Annotated in this window: 14 protein-coding genes; 5 read left to right on the top strand and 9 right to left on the bottom strand. The window is 71.3% G+C overall.

The window, feature by feature from the left end; genetic code table 11:
• Positions 1–22 precede the first annotated feature (22 nt).
• The 4 genes from ribA to ACHBTE_RS01605 all read left to right on the top strand — a co-directional run bounded on the left by ribA (position 23) and on the right by ACHBTE_RS01605 (position 4,226).
• Positions 23–691 carry a GTP cyclohydrolase II gene (ribA, locus tag ACHBTE_RS01590; protein ID WP_394721419.1) on the top strand — a complete coding sequence of 223 codons (669 nt, stop codon included), beginning with the start codon at positions 23–25 and terminating at the stop codon, positions 689–691.
• A gap of 184 nt (positions 692–875) precedes the next feature.
• The gene (locus ACHBTE_RS01595) at positions 876–2,015 is read left to right on the top strand and encodes an NAD(P)/FAD-dependent oxidoreductase (RefSeq protein WP_394721587.1); all 1,140 of its coding nucleotides are present in this window, start codon (positions 876–878) and stop codon (positions 2,013–2,015) included.
• Positions 2,012–3,073: a saccharopine dehydrogenase gene (locus tag ACHBTE_RS01600; RefSeq protein WP_394721420.1), complete on the top strand. Its 1,062-nt coding sequence runs from the start codon at positions 2,012–2,014 to the stop codon at positions 3,071–3,073. Before ACHBTE_RS01595 ends, ACHBTE_RS01600 begins: the two co-directional genes overlap by 4 nt.
• Positions 3,066–4,226, top strand: a complete 1,161-nt coding sequence (locus tag ACHBTE_RS01605) for a saccharopine dehydrogenase family protein (RefSeq protein ID WP_394721421.1) — start codon at positions 3,066–3,068, stop codon at positions 4,224–4,226. The genes ACHBTE_RS01600 and ACHBTE_RS01605 overlap by 8 nt, the downstream gene beginning before the upstream one ends.
• Before the next feature lie 11 nt (positions 4,227–4,237).
• Here the strand turns inward: ACHBTE_RS01605 and ACHBTE_RS01610 are convergent, their stop codons facing one another.
• The 3 genes from ACHBTE_RS01610 to ACHBTE_RS01620 all read right to left on the bottom strand — a co-directional run bounded on the left by ACHBTE_RS01610 (position 4,238) and on the right by ACHBTE_RS01620 (position 7,459).
• On the bottom strand, positions 4,238–5,470 hold the full coding sequence (locus ACHBTE_RS01610) for a serine hydrolase domain-containing protein (protein ID WP_394721422.1): 1,233 nt from the start codon (positions 5,468–5,470) through the stop codon (positions 4,238–4,240).
• Between the two features lie 64 nt (positions 5,471–5,534).
• A complete protein-coding gene (locus tag ACHBTE_RS01615; RefSeq protein WP_394721423.1) occupies positions 5,535–6,884 on the bottom strand; it encodes an MFS transporter in 1,350 nt (449 codons plus the stop codon).
• Positions 6,881–7,459, bottom strand: a complete 579-nt coding sequence (locus ACHBTE_RS01620) for a TetR/AcrR family transcriptional regulator (protein ID WP_394721424.1) — start codon at positions 7,457–7,459, stop codon at positions 6,881–6,883. Before ACHBTE_RS01620 ends, ACHBTE_RS01615 begins: the two co-directional genes overlap by 4 nt.
• Before the next feature lie 121 nt (positions 7,460–7,580).
• Between ACHBTE_RS01620 and ACHBTE_RS01625 the strand changes: the two genes are divergently transcribed.
• A complete protein-coding gene (locus ACHBTE_RS01625; protein ID WP_394721425.1) occupies positions 7,581–8,030 on the top strand; it encodes a PPOX class F420-dependent oxidoreductase in 450 nt (149 codons plus the stop codon).
• A gap of 24 nt (positions 8,031–8,054) precedes the next feature.
• Here the strand turns inward: ACHBTE_RS01625 and ACHBTE_RS01630 are convergent, their stop codons facing one another.
• The 6 genes from ACHBTE_RS01630 to tal form a co-directional block, all read right to left on the bottom strand.
• Positions 8,055–9,521 carry a membrane-associated oxidoreductase gene (locus tag ACHBTE_RS01630; protein WP_394721426.1) on the bottom strand — a complete coding sequence of 489 codons (1,467 nt, stop codon included), beginning with the start codon at positions 9,519–9,521 and terminating at the stop codon, positions 8,055–8,057.
• A 97-nt stretch (positions 9,522–9,618) separates the two neighbouring features.
• Positions 9,619–10,497, bottom strand: coding sequence for a phosphogluconate dehydrogenase (NAD(+)-dependent, decarboxylating) (gene gnd / locus ACHBTE_RS01635; protein WP_394721427.1), 879 nt, complete (start codon positions 10,495–10,497; stop codon positions 9,619–9,621).
• 1 nt (position 10,498) lies between these two features.
• A complete protein-coding gene (pgi, locus tag ACHBTE_RS01640) occupies positions 10,499–12,160 on the bottom strand; it encodes a glucose-6-phosphate isomerase (RefSeq protein ID WP_394721428.1) in 1,662 nt (553 codons plus the stop codon).
• Positions 12,153–13,088 carry a glucose-6-phosphate dehydrogenase assembly protein OpcA gene (opcA, locus tag ACHBTE_RS01645; RefSeq protein ID WP_394721429.1) on the bottom strand — a complete coding sequence of 312 codons (936 nt, stop codon included), beginning with the start codon at positions 13,086–13,088 and terminating at the stop codon, positions 12,153–12,155. The genes pgi and opcA overlap by 8 nt, the downstream gene beginning before the upstream one ends.
• The gene (gene zwf, locus ACHBTE_RS01650; RefSeq protein WP_394721430.1) at positions 13,085–14,614 is read right to left on the bottom strand and encodes a glucose-6-phosphate dehydrogenase; all 1,530 of its coding nucleotides are present in this window, start codon (positions 14,612–14,614) and stop codon (positions 13,085–13,087) included. The genes opcA and zwf overlap by 4 nt, the downstream gene beginning before the upstream one ends.
• On the bottom strand, positions 14,611–15,783 hold the full coding sequence (tal, locus tag ACHBTE_RS01655) for a transaldolase (RefSeq protein ID WP_394721431.1): 1,173 nt from the start codon (positions 15,781–15,783) through the stop codon (positions 14,611–14,613). Before tal ends, zwf begins: the two co-directional genes overlap by 4 nt.
• Between the last annotated feature and the right edge of the window lie 8 nt (positions 15,784–15,791).

Genomic DNA, 15,791 nt, shown 5'->3' on the forward strand with positions numbered 1-15,791 from the left:
TCTGCTTAGGAACTGAAGAATCATGACAGAAAAAATTGGCGTGCTCGGCAAGAAGACCGCACAGCGGACGCAGCGTTCCGGCGCGGAACGCGTGGTGAATGCCCCCTTGCCCACCGTGTACGGGGAATTCCGCGCGATCGGCTACCTCGACCACGACCGCGGTGACGAGCAAGTCGCCCTCGTCTACGGCGAGATAGGCCAGGAGGACGTCCTGACCCGGCTGCACTCCGAGTGCCTCACCGGCGACGCCTTCGGCTCCCAGCACTGCGAGTGCGGCGACCAGTTGGCCGCCGCGCTGCGCGCGGTCGTCGCCAACGGCAGCGGCATCGTCGTCTATCTGCGCGGCCACGAGGGCCGCGGCATCGGTCTGCTCGCCAAGCTGCGCGCCATGGCCCTCCAGGCGGAGGGACTGGACACCGTCGAGGCCAACCTCGCCCTGGGCCTGCCGGTGGACGCCCGCGACTACGGTGTGGCCGCCGAGATCCTGCACGACCTGGACGTGCGGAGCGTGCGTCTGATGTCCAACAACCCGCGCAAGCGCGAGGCGCTGGTGCGGCACGGGATCCAGGTCTCCGAGACGGTTCCGCTGCTGATCCCGCCGTGCGAGAACAACATCACCTATCTGCGCACCAAGCGGGAGCGGCTGGACCACAACCTGCCCCATCTGGACGCCGTCGCGCATCTGTCCTGATTGCGGTGCGGTCCCTCCGGAAAGGAAGAGGGAATGACCGACGACGTCCCCCTCGTCCCCCTCCTCCTCTTCCTCCTCTTCCTCTCCGGAGCGGCCCGGTGACGGGACGCGCGGGTACGGGGGACGGGACGACGGGGGACGGCACGGCGGGGGACGGCACAGAGGGGGGCCGTCGCCCGTGAACATGGCCGCGAGCGTCGTCGTCATCGGCGGCGGGGTGATGGGGACGAGCATCACCTACCACCTCGCCCGCGCGGGCGTACGGGACGTCGTCCTCGTCGAGCGGGACGAACTGGGTGCCGGCTCCACCTCCAGGGCGGCCGGCGGGGTGCGGGCGCAGTTCTCCGACGAGCTGAACATCCAGCTGGGAGCGCGCAGCCTGGAGGCGTTCGGCCGGTTCGAGGAGGAGACCGGGTACGACATCGGGCTGCACCGCGTCGGCTATCTCTTCCTGCTCTCCACCCCCGAGGAGGTCGCCGGCTTCGAGGCGAGCGTGCGGGTGCAGAACTCCCTCGGCGTGCCGAGCCGGATGATCGCCCCCGCAGAGGCCCGCCGGCTGGCCCCGCTGATCACCACCGACGGTCTGCTGGCCGCCGCGTTCTCACCGGACGACGGCCACTGCACCCCCGAATCCGTCGTCCACGGCTACGCCTCCGCCGCCCGCCGGTACGGCGCGCGGATCTTGCGCCACAACGACGTCACCGGCATCGAACTGCACGGCGACCGCATCACCGCCGTCACCACGACCATCGGCCGCATCACCACCGACACGGTCGTCTGCGCGGCCGGCGCCTGGTCACGGGCGGTCGGGGCGATGGCCGGCGTGGATCTGCCCGTGATGCCGTTGCGCCGCCAGATCGCGGTCACCGAACCGGTCCCGGGACTGCCGCAGAACCTGCCCATGACCATCGACTTCAGCACCACCCTCTACTTCCACGCCGAGGGCCCCGGGCTCCTCCTCGGGATGTCCGACCCCGACGAGCGCCCCGGCTTCGCCACCGACACCCACGACCGCTGGATCCCCCGCCTCGCCGCGGCCATGGAACGCCGCGCCCCCGCCCTGCTCGACCTGCGCCGCACCGGGGGCTGGGCGGGGTTGTACGAGATCACTCCGGACCACAACGGGCTCATCGGTGAGGCGACTTCCGTCTCCCGCTTCCTGTACGCGACCGGCTTCTCCGGTCACGGCTTCCTCCAGGGACCGGCCGTCGGCGAGGTCGTCCGTGACCTGTACCTCGGGCGCGTACCCTTCGTGGACGTGAGCCCCTTGAGCGCCGGCCGTTTCGAGGCCGACGCCCCGCGCCCGGAGGCCAACCGCGTATGACCGATCTCCACCTGTGGCTGCGCCACGAGGTCCGCTCCACCGAGCGACGCACCCCGATCGTCCCGGCGGACGCGCGACGGCTCGTCGGGAGCGGCGTGACGCTGACCGTCGAGGAGTCCCCGCAGCGGATCTTCCCGATCGAGGAGTACGAGGCGGCGGGCTGCCGTGTCGCCCCCGCCGGCTCCTGGACGCGGGCACCCGAGGCCGCCGTGGTGATCGGGCTGAAGGAACTCCCGGACCGGCCGGACCGGCTGGCGCACCGGCACATCTTCTTCGGGCACGCCTACAAGCAGCAGCCCGGCGCCGAGGAGCTGCTCCGCAGGTTCGCCGCCGGGGGAGGGGCGCTGCTCGATCTGGAGTATCTGGTCGACGACACCGGCCGCCGCCTCGCCGCGTTCGGGTTCTGGGCCGGCTATCTGGGTGCCGCCCTCGCCGTTCTGCAGCATCGTGGCAGGCTCGCCGCACCGCTGACGCCCACATCGAAGGAGGAGCTGGACGAGGGCCTGCGACCGGCGGCGGGGGACGAGGAGTTCACCGCGCTGGTGATCGGCGCCCTCGGCCGCAGCGGGCGGGGCGCCCGTGTCGCCTTTCTGACCGCCGGGGTCGAGGCGACCGCCTGGGACCTCGCCGAGACCCGTGACCTGGACCGGCCCGCCCTGCTCGGGCACGACGTGCTGGTCAACGCCGTCCTCGCCACCACCCCGATCCCGCCCTTCCTGCGCGAGCAGGACCTCGACGACCCCGCCCGCCGGCTGCGCACCCTGTGCGACGTCACGGTCGATGTCGGCTCCCCGCTGAACGTCCTGCCGGTCTACGACCGCACGACGGAATGGACCGCCCCCGTGCGCCGGCTGCGCGAGGAACCGCCGCTGGACCTCATCGCCATCGACAACCTGCCCTCCCTGCTGCCCCTCGAGTCCAGCACGGACTTCTCGGCCGCGCTGCTGCCCGAGCTGCTCCGGTTCGAGACGGGCGGGTCGTGGGGGCGCTGCCTCGACCGGTTCCACCAGACATGCCGTGAACTCGGCATCGACAAAGGGGAGTTCGGAGATGTCTGACCGTTCGGCCAGGGTTCCCGCGAGCGGCACCGTGCACTGGGTGGGTGCCGGACTGTCCACGGGCAGCGGCCTGGCCCGGCTGTGCGACACGACCGACGGCGTACGGCTGTGGCATCGCACCGAGGACCGGGCGGCCGGCGCACTGGCCCGGCTGGGTCTCACCGGACGCGCCGAGCCGCGCGCCTACACGCTCCCCGCGCTCACGGCCGAATTGGCGCCCGGTGACGTCGTCGTGTCGATGCTGCCCGCGCCGGAACACGCGGGGATCCTGGCGGCCTGCGTCGAGCGGAGCGCCCACTTCGCCTGCTCCAGCTATGTCTCGGACGCCGTCCTCGACCAGGTGCCGTCGGCCGCCGCGGCCGGCCTGGTCGTCCTCACCGAGGCCGGTCTGGACCCGGGCATCGACCACCTCTTCGCCCACAGCCTCGTCGGCCGCGCCCGGGAGGCCGTCGGCGACGACCCGGCCTCGTACCGCCTCACCTCCTACTGCGGTGGCGTCCCCGCGGTCCCGAACGACTTCAGGTACCGCTTCAGCTGGGCACCCGCCGGAGTGCTCAACGCCCTGCGCGCACCGGCCCGTTACATCGAGGACGATGCCGAGACCGTCGCCGAGCGGCCGTGGGAGGCGACTCGGCGACAGATCGTGGACGGGGAGGTGTTCGAGGCCTACCCCAACCGCGACAGCGTGCCCTTCGTGGCGCAGTACGGGCTGCCGTCCGCCTGGAAACCGCAGACGTTCGTGCGGGGCACCCTGCGCCTGGAGGGCTGGCTGCGCGCCTGGGACGCCGTCTTCGAGGAGCTGAAGGCCGGGGACGACGCCCGAATCGCCGCGCTGGCAGGCGAGTTGGCCGCCGCCCACCCGACCACGGAAGCCGATCGCGATCGCGTCGTCCTCGTGGTGTCCCTCGACGTGCGCGGCGCGCACGGGCGCGACTGGTCCGGCCGGTACCTCCTGGACCTGGTGGGGGATGCGCGGGAGAGCGCGATGGCGCGCTGTGTCTCCCGCCCCCTGGCGCTCGGTGTCCGCCACATCCTGGACGGCTCCCTCCCAAAGGGCCTGAGCCGCGCGGCCGAGACGGCGGTCCGCTCGGAGGCGTGGCTGAGCGAACTTGCGCTGGAGGGAGTGGAGTTCACCCTCAGCGTCGACGAGTGAGCCGAGTCGGCTCAGTCCTCCTTGACGGCTTCGTGGACGAGCCGCTTGAGGTCCTGGAAGATCGTGTGCGACCGCTTGGGCCGCACCTGCGTCATGAACTGCACCGTCAGATCGTGGCGCGGGTCGACCCAGAACGTGGTGGTCGCCACGCCGCTCCAGCCGTACGCGCCGAGGACGGACGGGGCCCTCGTGCGGGCCGGGTCGGTCACGACGGAGACGCCGAGTCCGAAGCCGACGCCGTCGTTGCCGGGCTCGTCATGGGCGGGGCGGCTGCCGAAGGAGCGCAGGTCGGCACCGCCGGGGAGGTGGTTGGACGTCATCAGGTCCACGGTTTCGGGGGCCAGCAGCCGGGTGCCGTCGAGTTCGCCGCGGCGGCGCAGCAGCTCCATGAAGCGGTGCACGTCGTGCGCGGAGGCCGCCAGTCCGCCGCTGCCGGACAGGAACCGCGGCCGGCCGTGCAGCGGGAGGCCGGGGATCGGCTCGATGCCGCCGTCGTCGGTCCCGCCGTACAACTGGGCGAGCCGGTCCGCCTGTTCGCCGTTCACACAGAACCCGGCGTCGGTCATGCCGAGCGGGCCGAAGATCCGCTCGGCGAAGAACTCGTCGAGGGGCCGGCCGGACACGACCTCGACGACCCGGCCCAGCACATTGCTGGCGACCGAGTAGTTCCACTCGGTGCCGGGCTCGAACTGCAGCGGCAGGCTCGCGTACACGTCGACCGTCTCCGCCAGGTCCGAGCCGGGCAGCACCGCCGACTCCAGACCGGCCGCGCGATAGAGGGCGTCGACGGGGTGCGAGTGGTAGAAGGCGAAGGTCAGCCCGGCGGTGTGGGTCATCAGATGCCGGATCCGTATCGGCCCGTCGGCCGGGCGGGTCACGGTGCCGGCGCCGGAGCCGCTGACGTACACCCGCCGGTCGGCGAAGGCCGGGAGGTGGCGCTCGAGCGGGTCGTCGAGCGAGAGCTTGCCCTCCTCCACCAGCAGCAGTGCGGCGACCGAGGTGACCGGCTTGGTCATGGAGTAGATCCGCCACAGCGTGTCGGCCTCGACCGGCAGCCCGGCCGCGAGGTCGCGCCTGCCGTGCGTGGTGAGGTGGGCGACCCGACCACCGCGGGCGAGGGCCACCAGATAGCCGGGCAGCCGCCCCTCGTCGACGTAACCGTCGAAATGCCGGTCGAGGCGGTCCAGCGCCTTCGCGTCCAACCCGGCCTCGCCCGGTTCGACCTCTTGTCTCAGCAGTGCCATCGCTCTCCTCCGATCCGAACGCCGAGGTGCGCTCCGGCATACCCCGCCCGGACGGCCTCTGCTCTCATCGTCGCGCAGGAACAGACGTACGGTCCGCCGATCGGTCTTGATCGTCGATGGTGCCCTCGGCCCGCCCGGGCAGGCTTCGGGCCAGGGCCGCACCGGCCAGGGCCAGCCCGGCGAGGACGCCGAGCGGCAGCTCCGGCCGATCTCCCGAGCCCATCAGCGCGGACGCGGCGGCGACGCCCAGCACCGGCCCCAGATTCATCGCGGTCTGCTGGAGCCCGCCCGCCACTCCCGCCCACTCGCGGGCGGCCTCCCGCACGACGACATGGGTCGCCGCCACCATCACCGTCCCGAACCCCGCTCCCACCAGGGCGAACCCCGCGCACAGGGCCGGCACGCCCGTGGCGCGGGCGAGAACGAGGATGCCGAGCGCGAGGAGCGCCATCGCCGCCGCGGTCGTCCGGCGGGCACCAGCCCGCCGCAACAGCACCGCGCACGAGGGAGCCGCGAGCACCATCAGCAGGGCCAGCGGCAGGCTGACCAGGGCGCTGTGGAACGGGTCGAGAGCGAAGGCGCCCTGGAGCACGAAGGTGGCGGTGAACAGGGTGCCGGACAGCGCCGCGGACGCGGCCACCAGCATGCCGAGCGCCGAGGCGACCGGCGCCGAGCCGATGACGTCCGGCGGCAGGAGAGGGCTCGGGGCACGGCGTTCGTGCCGGACGAACCAGGCTCCGGCGACCGCCGCGGACACCGCGGTCCAGCCCCATCCCGGCATCGCGACCAGGGTGTGCACCAGGCAGGCCAGGGCCACCGCGAGCAGGAGGGCACCGGGCAGGTCGAGCGCGGCGGGGCCGGTCGTGCGCGGCGGCCGTACGGTGAGGGCGAGCGCGCCGAGGACCAGGGCGGGGACGACGTTCAGCAGGAACACCGCCCGCCAGCCCGGCCCGGCGACCAGCGCGCCGCCCACCACCGGCCCGGCGGCTGCCGCCACTCCGATCGCCGCCGTCCGTACCGCGATCGGGCTCCGCAGCCGGTCGGGCGGAAACACGGCCCGCAGCATCCCGAGCGTGGCCGGCTGCAACAGGGCACCGAAAACGCCCTGTACGACGCGCAGTCCGATCACCCAGCCCACGTCGGACGCCGAAGCAATGGCCGCCGAGGCGGCCCCGAAGCCGAGCATGCCGATGCCGAAGACGCGGTGGTGGCCGTACCGGTCGCCGAGCCGCCCGGCGAACACCAGCAGACTCGCCACCGCGAGGAGATAGCCGGTGCTGGTCCACTGGACCTCGGCGTAGGAGGCGCCCAGGTCTCTGTGCAGGGTGGGCTGGGCGACGGTCAGGACGGTGCCGTCGAGCGCGACGATCACAGCGCCGGCGATGCTGCTCGCGAGGGTGAGCCGTGGGTTCACGCCTCCTCCGGCCCGAGATGGGCGTCCAGGGCCGACCGCAGCAGGCGGCCGAAGTCTTCCGCGCCGGTGGCGAGTTGGAGGCTGCCCCAGCCCCAGAGCTGGGCGACACCGTGGAGGTTGGCCCACAACGCGCCCGCGACGAGCCGGGCATCGGCACCGGGGCGTGCCCGGGCCACCAGATCCACCAGGCGGGCGAAGAGCGGAAGACTGGTGTCGCGCAGCCCCAAGTGACGGCTCTCCAGCAGATCATGACGGAACATCAGCTCGTACATGCCGCGGTTGTCCAGCGCGAACTCCAGATAGGCCCGCCCCAGCGCCCCGATCTGCTCCCGGGGGCTCGCCGCGCCTTCGCCGGTCGCAGCCGTCGCCCGACGCCCCAGCTCGTCGAACCCGCGGCGCGCGATGGCCGACAGCAACTCCAGGTGGGTGGGGAAGTAGCGGCGAGGGGCGCCGTGTGAGACCCCCGCCCGACGGGCGATCTCCCGCAGTGTCAGCGCCTGGACGCCCTCCCGGGCGAGGAGATCCACTCCTGCGTCGACCAGACGGGCGCGCAGCCCGGTTTCGGATTCCTGCATAGACAGTGTCTACCATGATCGAGTAGACACTGTCTATGCAGCTGTGCGGTAGACCGCACACACCGCATCGGCGTGGCGTGCGAGCGGGAATGAGAGGCTCCCCGGCACGGTTGATCCAGGCATGACTGACGACGCCACCCAGAACGCACTGCTCGCGCTGCTCGCCGAAGGGCATGGCGGGGTGCTGGTCACCCTCAAGCGCGACGGCCGCCCGCAGCTGTCGAACGTCAACCACGCCTATGACCCCGACGAGCGGACGATCCGCGTCTCGATCACCGACGACCGTGCCAAGACCCGCAATCTGCGCCGGGACCCCCGGGCGTCGTACCACGTCACGACCCCCGACCGGTGGGCCTACGTGGTCGCCGAGGGCACGGCCGACCTTACGCCCGTGGCCGCGGACCCCCATGACGCCACGGTCGACGAACTCGTCCGCCTCTACCGCGACGTCCAGGGCGAGCACCCCGACTGGGAGGACTACCGGGCGGCGATGGTCCGGGACGGCCGGCTCGTGCTGCGCCTGAGGGTGGAGCGGGTGTACGGGGCTCCCGGCAGGGGCGGACGGCGTTGAGTGTGCCGGGCCCGGCGGGCCGGCCTACTGGCGGTTGACGGTGCGGCTCACACCGGCGATCACCGTCGTGGCCAGGATCCAGCCGGTGAGGACGAGTACGTACGCCAGGGTCTGCTGCCCGCCGGCCGGGGCGAAGGCCGGTTCCTGCCCGAAGGAGATCACCGGCAGCAGCAGGTCGAGGGTGTAGAACACCGGGTTGAACTGCGGTGCCTCGTCCGCCTTCAGCGGTGGGGGCGCGTGCAGGGCGAACGCGACGGAGCCGACGGCGAGCAGCGACAGCAGCCAGCCCAGGGCCCGCATCGGCCGGAACCCGTAGCCGACGGTGACGTCCTGGACATGGCCCCACAGGCGGCCGTACCAGGGAAGGGTGGTGCGATGGCGGCGCTGCTTGGCGAGCTGGACGAGGCGGGCGGCGTGTTCGTCGCCGGTCCGGCGGTACGAAGCCGTCAACTGTTCGTATCCATGCGGGTCGAACGTGTCCGCATCGCGCTCCAGCATGGGCAGCCGGCGCTCGGGCGGCTCGTGCGGGGTCAGGGACGTGTAGGTGAGGTCGAGGACGCGCACCTGGTCCGGCAGCATCTCCGGCTCCAGGTTGAAGTGCTCTATCTGTGAGCGGCGCAAGTTGAGCATGCCTTCGATCGGCGGGCCCTTGCGCAGCCACAGCTCTCCGACGACGCAACTGCTGGCCTGCATCGCGGTGTTGCCGGGGTTGGACAGCCGGACGTACAGCAGGTCGAACAGGCCCGGTACACGGGCGCCTCGCAGATCGATCCGGCCCTGTGCGCTCAGCCGCCTGCACTGCACGTTCGCGCCCACCTCCAGCGCCTCGGCGCGCAGGACGCGGCGGCCGGGACTGCGCAGCTCGGCCTCCTCCAGCCGGAGCGAGCCGCTGATCGTGGCGCCGTCCAGCCTGATCTCGCCCCGCATCCGCAGCCGGGAGGCGCACAAGTCCTCGCCGACGGTCACCTGGTGGAGCTGGAGCGCCGGACCCTCCGTCTCCTCCGGTACGACGACCTCGGCATCCTCCAGATACAGCGCGCCCGCCACCTGAGCCCCGCCGAGCCGTACCGGCCCACGGAAGCGGCAGCTCGTCAGCCGCAGCCCCCCGTCGACCCGAATCCGCGCGGCTGCCAGACCGGGCAGGTGGGACCCGGTCAGATTGAGGTACTTCAGCTGGGCGCCGGAGAGGTCGGGGACGTCGTCGAAGTGGCAGTGACTCAGGCGGGCGACGCTGTCGACCGTCGCGTACCGCAGGTCCAGGACGCCGGTGATTCGCGCGCCCGCCACCTTCAGGGCGGCCACCTCTGCGTTCTGTGTCGGGCCGTCCAGCAGGAGAGCCCGCAGCACGGTGGCACGCAGGGTCGGCCGGGGACCGAGGTCACCGCCCTGATCCGGGCTCTCGTCCCGCGCCTCGCGGAAGTCGACGGACTCACCCCGGGGAAAGGCCTGCCACACCCGCAGTTCGGCCGGCGTCAGATCGTTGATCTCCATCAGCGGGGACTCTGACGCCGGCCGCCCGGCCTGTCAACTCACCGCCGCGACAGGGCCGGTGGCAGACGGGGCGGGGCGAGGTGCGTGGGCTGTCGGGTCACTTCCTCGACTCGACCGCGTGGCCGCCGAACTGGTTGCGCAGGGCCGCGATCATCTTCATCTGCGGGGAGTCGTCCTGGCGGGAGGCGAACCGGGCGAACAGGGAAGCGGTGATCGCGGGCAGCGGCACCGCGTTGTCGATGGCCGCCTCCACGGTCCACCGCCCCTCACCGGAGTCCTGCGCGAAGCCCTTCAGCTGCTCCAGGTGCTCGTCCTCGTCGAGGGCGTTCACCGCCAGGTCCAGCAGCCAGGACCGGATGACCGTGCCCTCCTGCCAGGAGCGGAAGACCTCCCGGACGTTGTCCACCGAGTCGACCTTCTCCAGCAGCTCCCAGCCCTCGGCGTAGGCCTGCATCATCGCGTACTCGATGCCGTTGTGGACCATCTTCGCGAAGTGCCCGGCACCCACCCTGCCCGCGTGGACGAAGCCGTACGGGCCCTCCGGCTTGAGCGCCTCGAAGATCGGCCTCAGCCGGTCGACGTACTCCTTCTCGCCGCCGACCATCAGGGCGTAGCCGTTCTTGAGGCCCCACACACCGCCGGAGACGCCCGCGTCGACGAAGCCGATGCCGTGCGCGCCGAGCTCCTTGGCGTGCTGCTCGTCGTCCGTCCAGCGGGAGTTGCCGCCGTCGACGACTGTGTCGTACGGCTTGAGCAGGCTGCCCAGCTGGTCGATCACGAGCTGGGTGGGCCGGCCGGCCGGGACCATGACCCAGACCGTGCGCGGCGCGTCCAGCTGGTTGACGAGGTCGGCCAGGCTCGCCACGTCGGACAGTTCCGGGTTGGTGTCGTAGCCGACGACGGTGTGGCCGGCGTTGCGCAGACGCTCGCGCATGTTGCCGCCCATCTTGCCGAGACCAACAAGACCGATCTGCATGTCAGTTCACTTCCTTGAGTTCACGGTAGGCGGCCACGAGGGCGGCGGTGGACGGGTCGAGACCGGGGACGTCGGCCCCTTCGGTGAGCGCGGGTTCGACGCGCTTGGCGAGGACCTTGCCGAGCTCGACGCCCCACTGGTCGAAGGAGTCGATGTTCCAGACGGCGCCCTGGACGAACACCTTGTGCTCGTAGAGGGCGACCAGCTGGCCGAGGACCGAGGGGGTCAGCTCGGGGGCGAGGATCGTGGTGGTGGGGTGGTTCCCGAGGAACGTGCGGTGCGGCACCTGCTCCTCGGGCACGCCCTCCGCGCGTACCTCGTCGGCCGTCTTGCCGAAGGCGAGCGCCTGGCCCTGCGCGAAGAGGTTCGCCATCAACAGGTCGTGCTGGGCCTTGAGTTCCTCGCTCAGCTCGGCGACCGGACGGGCGAAGCCGATCAGGTCGGCCGGGATCAGCCGGGTGCCCTGGTGGATCAACTGGTAGTAGGCGTGCTGCCCGTTGGTGCCGGGCGTGCCCCACACGACCGGGCCGGTCGCCCAGCCCACGGTGCGGCCCTCGCGGTCCACCGACTTGCCGTTGGACTCCATGTCCAGCTGCTGGAGATACGCGGTGAACTTCGACAGATAGTGCGAGTACGGCAGCACCGCATGCGACTCGGCGCCGAAGAAATTGCCGTACCAGATACCCAACAGGCCGAGGATCAAAGGGGCGTTGGCCTGGGCGGGCGCGTTCCTGAAGTGCTCGTCGACGGTGTGGAAGCCGTCCAGCATCTCGCGGAAGCGGTCCGGGCCGATGGCGATCATCAGGGACAGGCCGATCGCCGAGTCGTAGGAGTAGCGCCCGCCGACCCAGTCCCAGAACTCGAACATGTTGTCCGGGTCGATGCCGAAGTCCGTCACCTTCTCGGCGTTCGTGGACAGCGCGACGAAGTGCCGGGCGACCGCCTTGTCCTCGCCGAGCCCGGCCAGCAGCCAGGTGCGGGCCGAGGTGGCGTTGGTGATCGTCTCGATCGTGGTGAACGTCTTGGACGCGACGATGAACAGAGTCTCCGCCGGGTCCAGGTCCCGCACCGCCTCGTGCAGGTCGGAGCCGTCAACGTTGGAGACGAACCGGAACGTCAGCTCCCGTGCGGTGAACGGGCGAAGCGCCTCGTAGGCCATGGCGGGGCCGAGGTCGGAGCCGCCGATACCGATGTTGACGACATTGCGGATGCGCTTGCCGGTGTGGCCGGTCCAGGCGCCCGAGCGGACCCGCTCGGCGAAGCCGGCCATCTTGTCGAGCACGCTGTGCACCTCGGGCACGACGTTCTCGCCGTCGACCTCGATCACCGCGTCGGCCGGAGCGCGCAGCGCGGTGTGCAGCACCGCCCGGTCCTCGGTGATGTTGATCTTCTCGCCGTGGAACATGGCGTCCCGCAGCCCGAACACGCCGGTGGCGGTGGCCAGTTCCTGGAGCAGCGCCAGGGTCTCGTCGGTGATCAGGTGCTTGGAGTAGTCGATGCGCAGGTCACCGACGCGCACCACATACCGCTCGGCGCGCGAGGGGTCGGCGGCGAACAGCTCGCGCAGCCGGGGGAGCTGCATGGCGTCCGCGCGATGGTCCTCCAGGGCCACCCACTCGGGGCGCAGGGTGAGCCTGGGGGAGCCGGACAGGGAGTCAGACATGGTCGGGGGTCTCCTTGGGGGCCTCGCCGCGCAGGGCGATGGCGTACATCTCGTCCGCGTCGAGGCGCCTGAGCTCCTCGGCGATGAGTTCGGAGGTGGTGCGGACCTTCAGCGCGAGGGTGCGCGACGGCTGGTCCGGCAGGTGCAGCGTGGCCAGCGGACCCTCCGGGCGGTCGATGACGATCTCGCCGTTCTCGGTGCCCAGCCGTACGCCGGTGACCACCGGACCGGCGGTGATCACCCGCTCGGCGGTGACATGGAGGCGGGCCTCCAGCCAGCGGGCCAGCAGCTCCGCCGCCGGATTGTCCGCCTCGGCCTCCACGGCCGCCGAGACGATCGGCACCCGCGCCTGGTCCAGGGCCGCGGCCAGCATGGACCGCCAGGGGGTGAGCCGGGTCCAGGCGAGGTCGGTGTCGCCCGGCGCGTAGGAACGGGCCCGGGCCTGAAGGTCCGTCAGCGGGCTCTCGGTGGTGTAGAGGTCGGTGATCCGGCGCTGGGCCAGTGCCCCCAGCGGGTCCTTCGAGGGGTTCTCCGGCGCGTCCACCGGCCACCACACGACGACCGGCGCGTCCGGCAGCAGCAGCGGCAGCACCACCGAGTCGGCGTGCTCGGACACCTCGCCGTACGTGCGCAGCACGACCGTCTCGCCGGTACCGGCGTCGGCGCCCACCCGGACCTCGGCGTCCAGGTGCGAGCGGGTGCGGTCGCGCGGGGTGCGGGCGTGCCGTTTGATGACGACCAGGGTGCGCGCGGGGTGCTCGTGCGAGGCCTCCTCGGCCGCCTTGATGGAGTCGTAGGCGTTCTCCTCGTCCGTGACGATGACCATCGTCAGGACCATGCCCACGGCCGGCGTGCCGATCGCGCGGCGGCCCTGCACCAGCGCCTTGTTGATCTTGCTTGCCGTGGTGTCGGTCAGGTCGATCTTCATGGCCTGCGCCAGCTCCGTCCGTCTCGTGCGAGCATCTCGTCGGCTTCCTCGGGTCCCCAGCTCCCGGACGCGTACTGCGCCGGCTCGCCGTGCGAGTCCCAGTACTCCTCGATCGGGTCGAGGATCTTCCAGGACTCTTCCACCTCCTGGTGACGGGGGAACAAATTGGCGTCCCCGAGCAGGACGTCCAGGATGAGCCGCTCGTACGCCTCCGGGCTGGACTCCGTGAACGACTCGCCGTAGGCGAAGTCCATCGTCACGTCCCGCAGCTCCATCGACGTGCCCGGCACCTTGGACCCGAACCGCACCGTCACGCCCTCGTCCGGCTGGACACGGATGACGATGGCGTTCTGGCCGAGTTCCTCGGTGGCGGTGGAGTCGAACGGGGAGTGCGGCGCCCGCTGGAAGACGACGGCGATCTCGGTGACCCGCCGCCCGAGCCGCTTGCCGGTGCGCAGATAGAACGGCACACCCGCCCAGCGCCGGTTGTCGATGTTCAGCCGGACGGCTGCATACGTGTCGGTCCTGGACCGCGCGTCGATGCCCTCCTCCTGGAGGTACCCGGGCACCTGCTCGCCGCCCTGCCAGCCGGCCGCGTACTGCCCGCGCACGGTGTGCGCGCCCAGATCGGCCGGCACCTTGGCCGCCTTGAGCACCTTCAGCTTCTCGGTGAGCAACGAGGCCGCGTCGAAGGCGGCCGGCTCCTCCATCGCGGTGAGCGCCATCAGCTGGAGCAGATGGTTCTGGATGACGTCACGGGCGGAGCCGATGCCGTCGTAGTAGCCGGCCCGGCCGCCGATGCCGATGTCCTCGGCCATGGTGATCTGCACATGGTCGACGTACGATCGGTTCCAGATCGGCTCGAACAGCTGGTTGGCGAACCGCAGCGCCAGGATGTTCTGGACGGTCTCCTTGCCCAGGTAGTGGTCGATCCGGAAGACCTGCTCCGGGTCGAACACGTCGTGCACGATCGCGTTCAGCTCACGAGCACTCGCGAGATCGTGCCCGAACGGCTTCTCGATGACCGCCCGCCGCCATGACCCCTGGGGCGCCTGCGCCAGACCGTGCTCCTTGAGCTGCCGGACGACCTTGGGGAAGAACTTCGGCGGCACGGAGAGATAGAAGGCGTAGTTGCCGCTCGTCCCGCGCGCCTTGTCGAGCTCCTCGACCGTCTGGCGCAGCTGCTCGAAGGCCCGGTCGTCGTCGAAGTCACCCGGGATGAACCGCATGCCCTCGGCGAGCTGCTGCCAGACCTCCTCACGGAACTCGGTACGGGCGTGCTCGCGCACCGAGTCGTGCACGATCTGGGCGAAGTCCTCGTCCTCCCAGTCCCGGCGGGCGAACCCGACGAGGGAGAAGCCCGGGGGCAGCAGCCCACGGTTGGCGAGGTCGTACACGGCCGGCATCAGCTTCTTGCGGGACAGGTCACCGGTGACACCGAAGATGACCAGCCCGGACGGGCCGGCGATCCGGGGAAGGCGGCGGTCGCGCGGGTCGCGCAGAGGGTTGTCCCAGTCGGAGGTCATGCTGCGTCAGCTCCCTTGCTGCTGAGCGACTTCTTCACGGCGTTCAACAGGTCCTGCCACGCCACCTCGAACTTGGCGACTCCCTCGTCCTCCAGCCGGGTGACGACTTCGTCGTAGGAGATCCCCAGAGCCGCCACGCCGGCCAGATCGGCACGCGCCTGCGCGTAGCCGCCGGTCACCGTGTCGCCGGTGATCTCGCCGTGGTCGGCGGTGGCGTCGAGCGTGGCCTCCGGCATCGTGTTGACGGTGCCGGGGGCGACCAGCTCGTCGACATAGAGAGTGTCCTTGTAGGCGGGGTCCTTAACGCCCGTGGAGGCCCACAGCGGACGCTGCTCGTTGGCCCGGGCACCGACGAGCGCGGTCCAGCGCGCCCCGGCGCGGGTCGAACCGTCCGCCGAGCCGAACCTCTCCTCGTACGCCTCATAGGCGAGCCGGGCGTTGGCGAGCGCCGCCCTGCCCTTGAGGGCTAGGGCCTCGGGCGTGCCGATCGCGGTCAGCCGCTTGTCGATCTCGGCGTCGACGCGGGAGACGAAGAAGGAGGCCACGGAGTGGATGCCGGACAGGTCGAGGCCCTTCGCGGCGGCCTTCTCCAGACCGGCCAGGTAGGCGTCCATGACCTCGCGGTAGCGCTCCAGCGAGAAGATCAGCGTGACGTTCACGCTGATGCCCTCGGCGACGACCTCGGTGATGGCGGGCAGACCCGCCCCGGTCGCCGGGATCTTGATCATCACGTTGGGGCGGCCGACCAGCCAGGCCAGCTGCCTGGCCTCGGCGACGGTGCCCGCCGTGTCATGGGCGAGCCGCGGGTCGACCTCGATGGAGACCCAGCCGTCCCGGCCGCCGGTGGAGTCGTACACGGGCCGCAGGACATCGGCCGCGGCACGCACGTCGGCGGTGGTCATCATGCGTACGGCCTCGTCGACCGTGACGCCGCGCACCGCGAGGTCGGCGAGCTGCTCCTCGTAGCCCTCTCCGGAGCCGATGGCGGCCTGGAAGATGGACGGGTTGGTGGTGACGCCCACGACGTTGCGGTGCGCGATCAGCTCGGCGAGGTTGCCGGACTCGATGCGCTCGCGCGACAGGTCGTCCAGCCAGATCGAGACGCCCTCGTCGGCGAGGCGCTTCAGGGATCCCGCGGTGGCGGTCGCTTCGGTGGTCACAGTGATCATCTTCTTTC

The organism is Streptomyces sp. M41 (assembly GCF_043673425.1).
GTDB lineage: Bacteria > Actinomycetota > Actinomycetes > Streptomycetales > Streptomycetaceae > Streptomyces.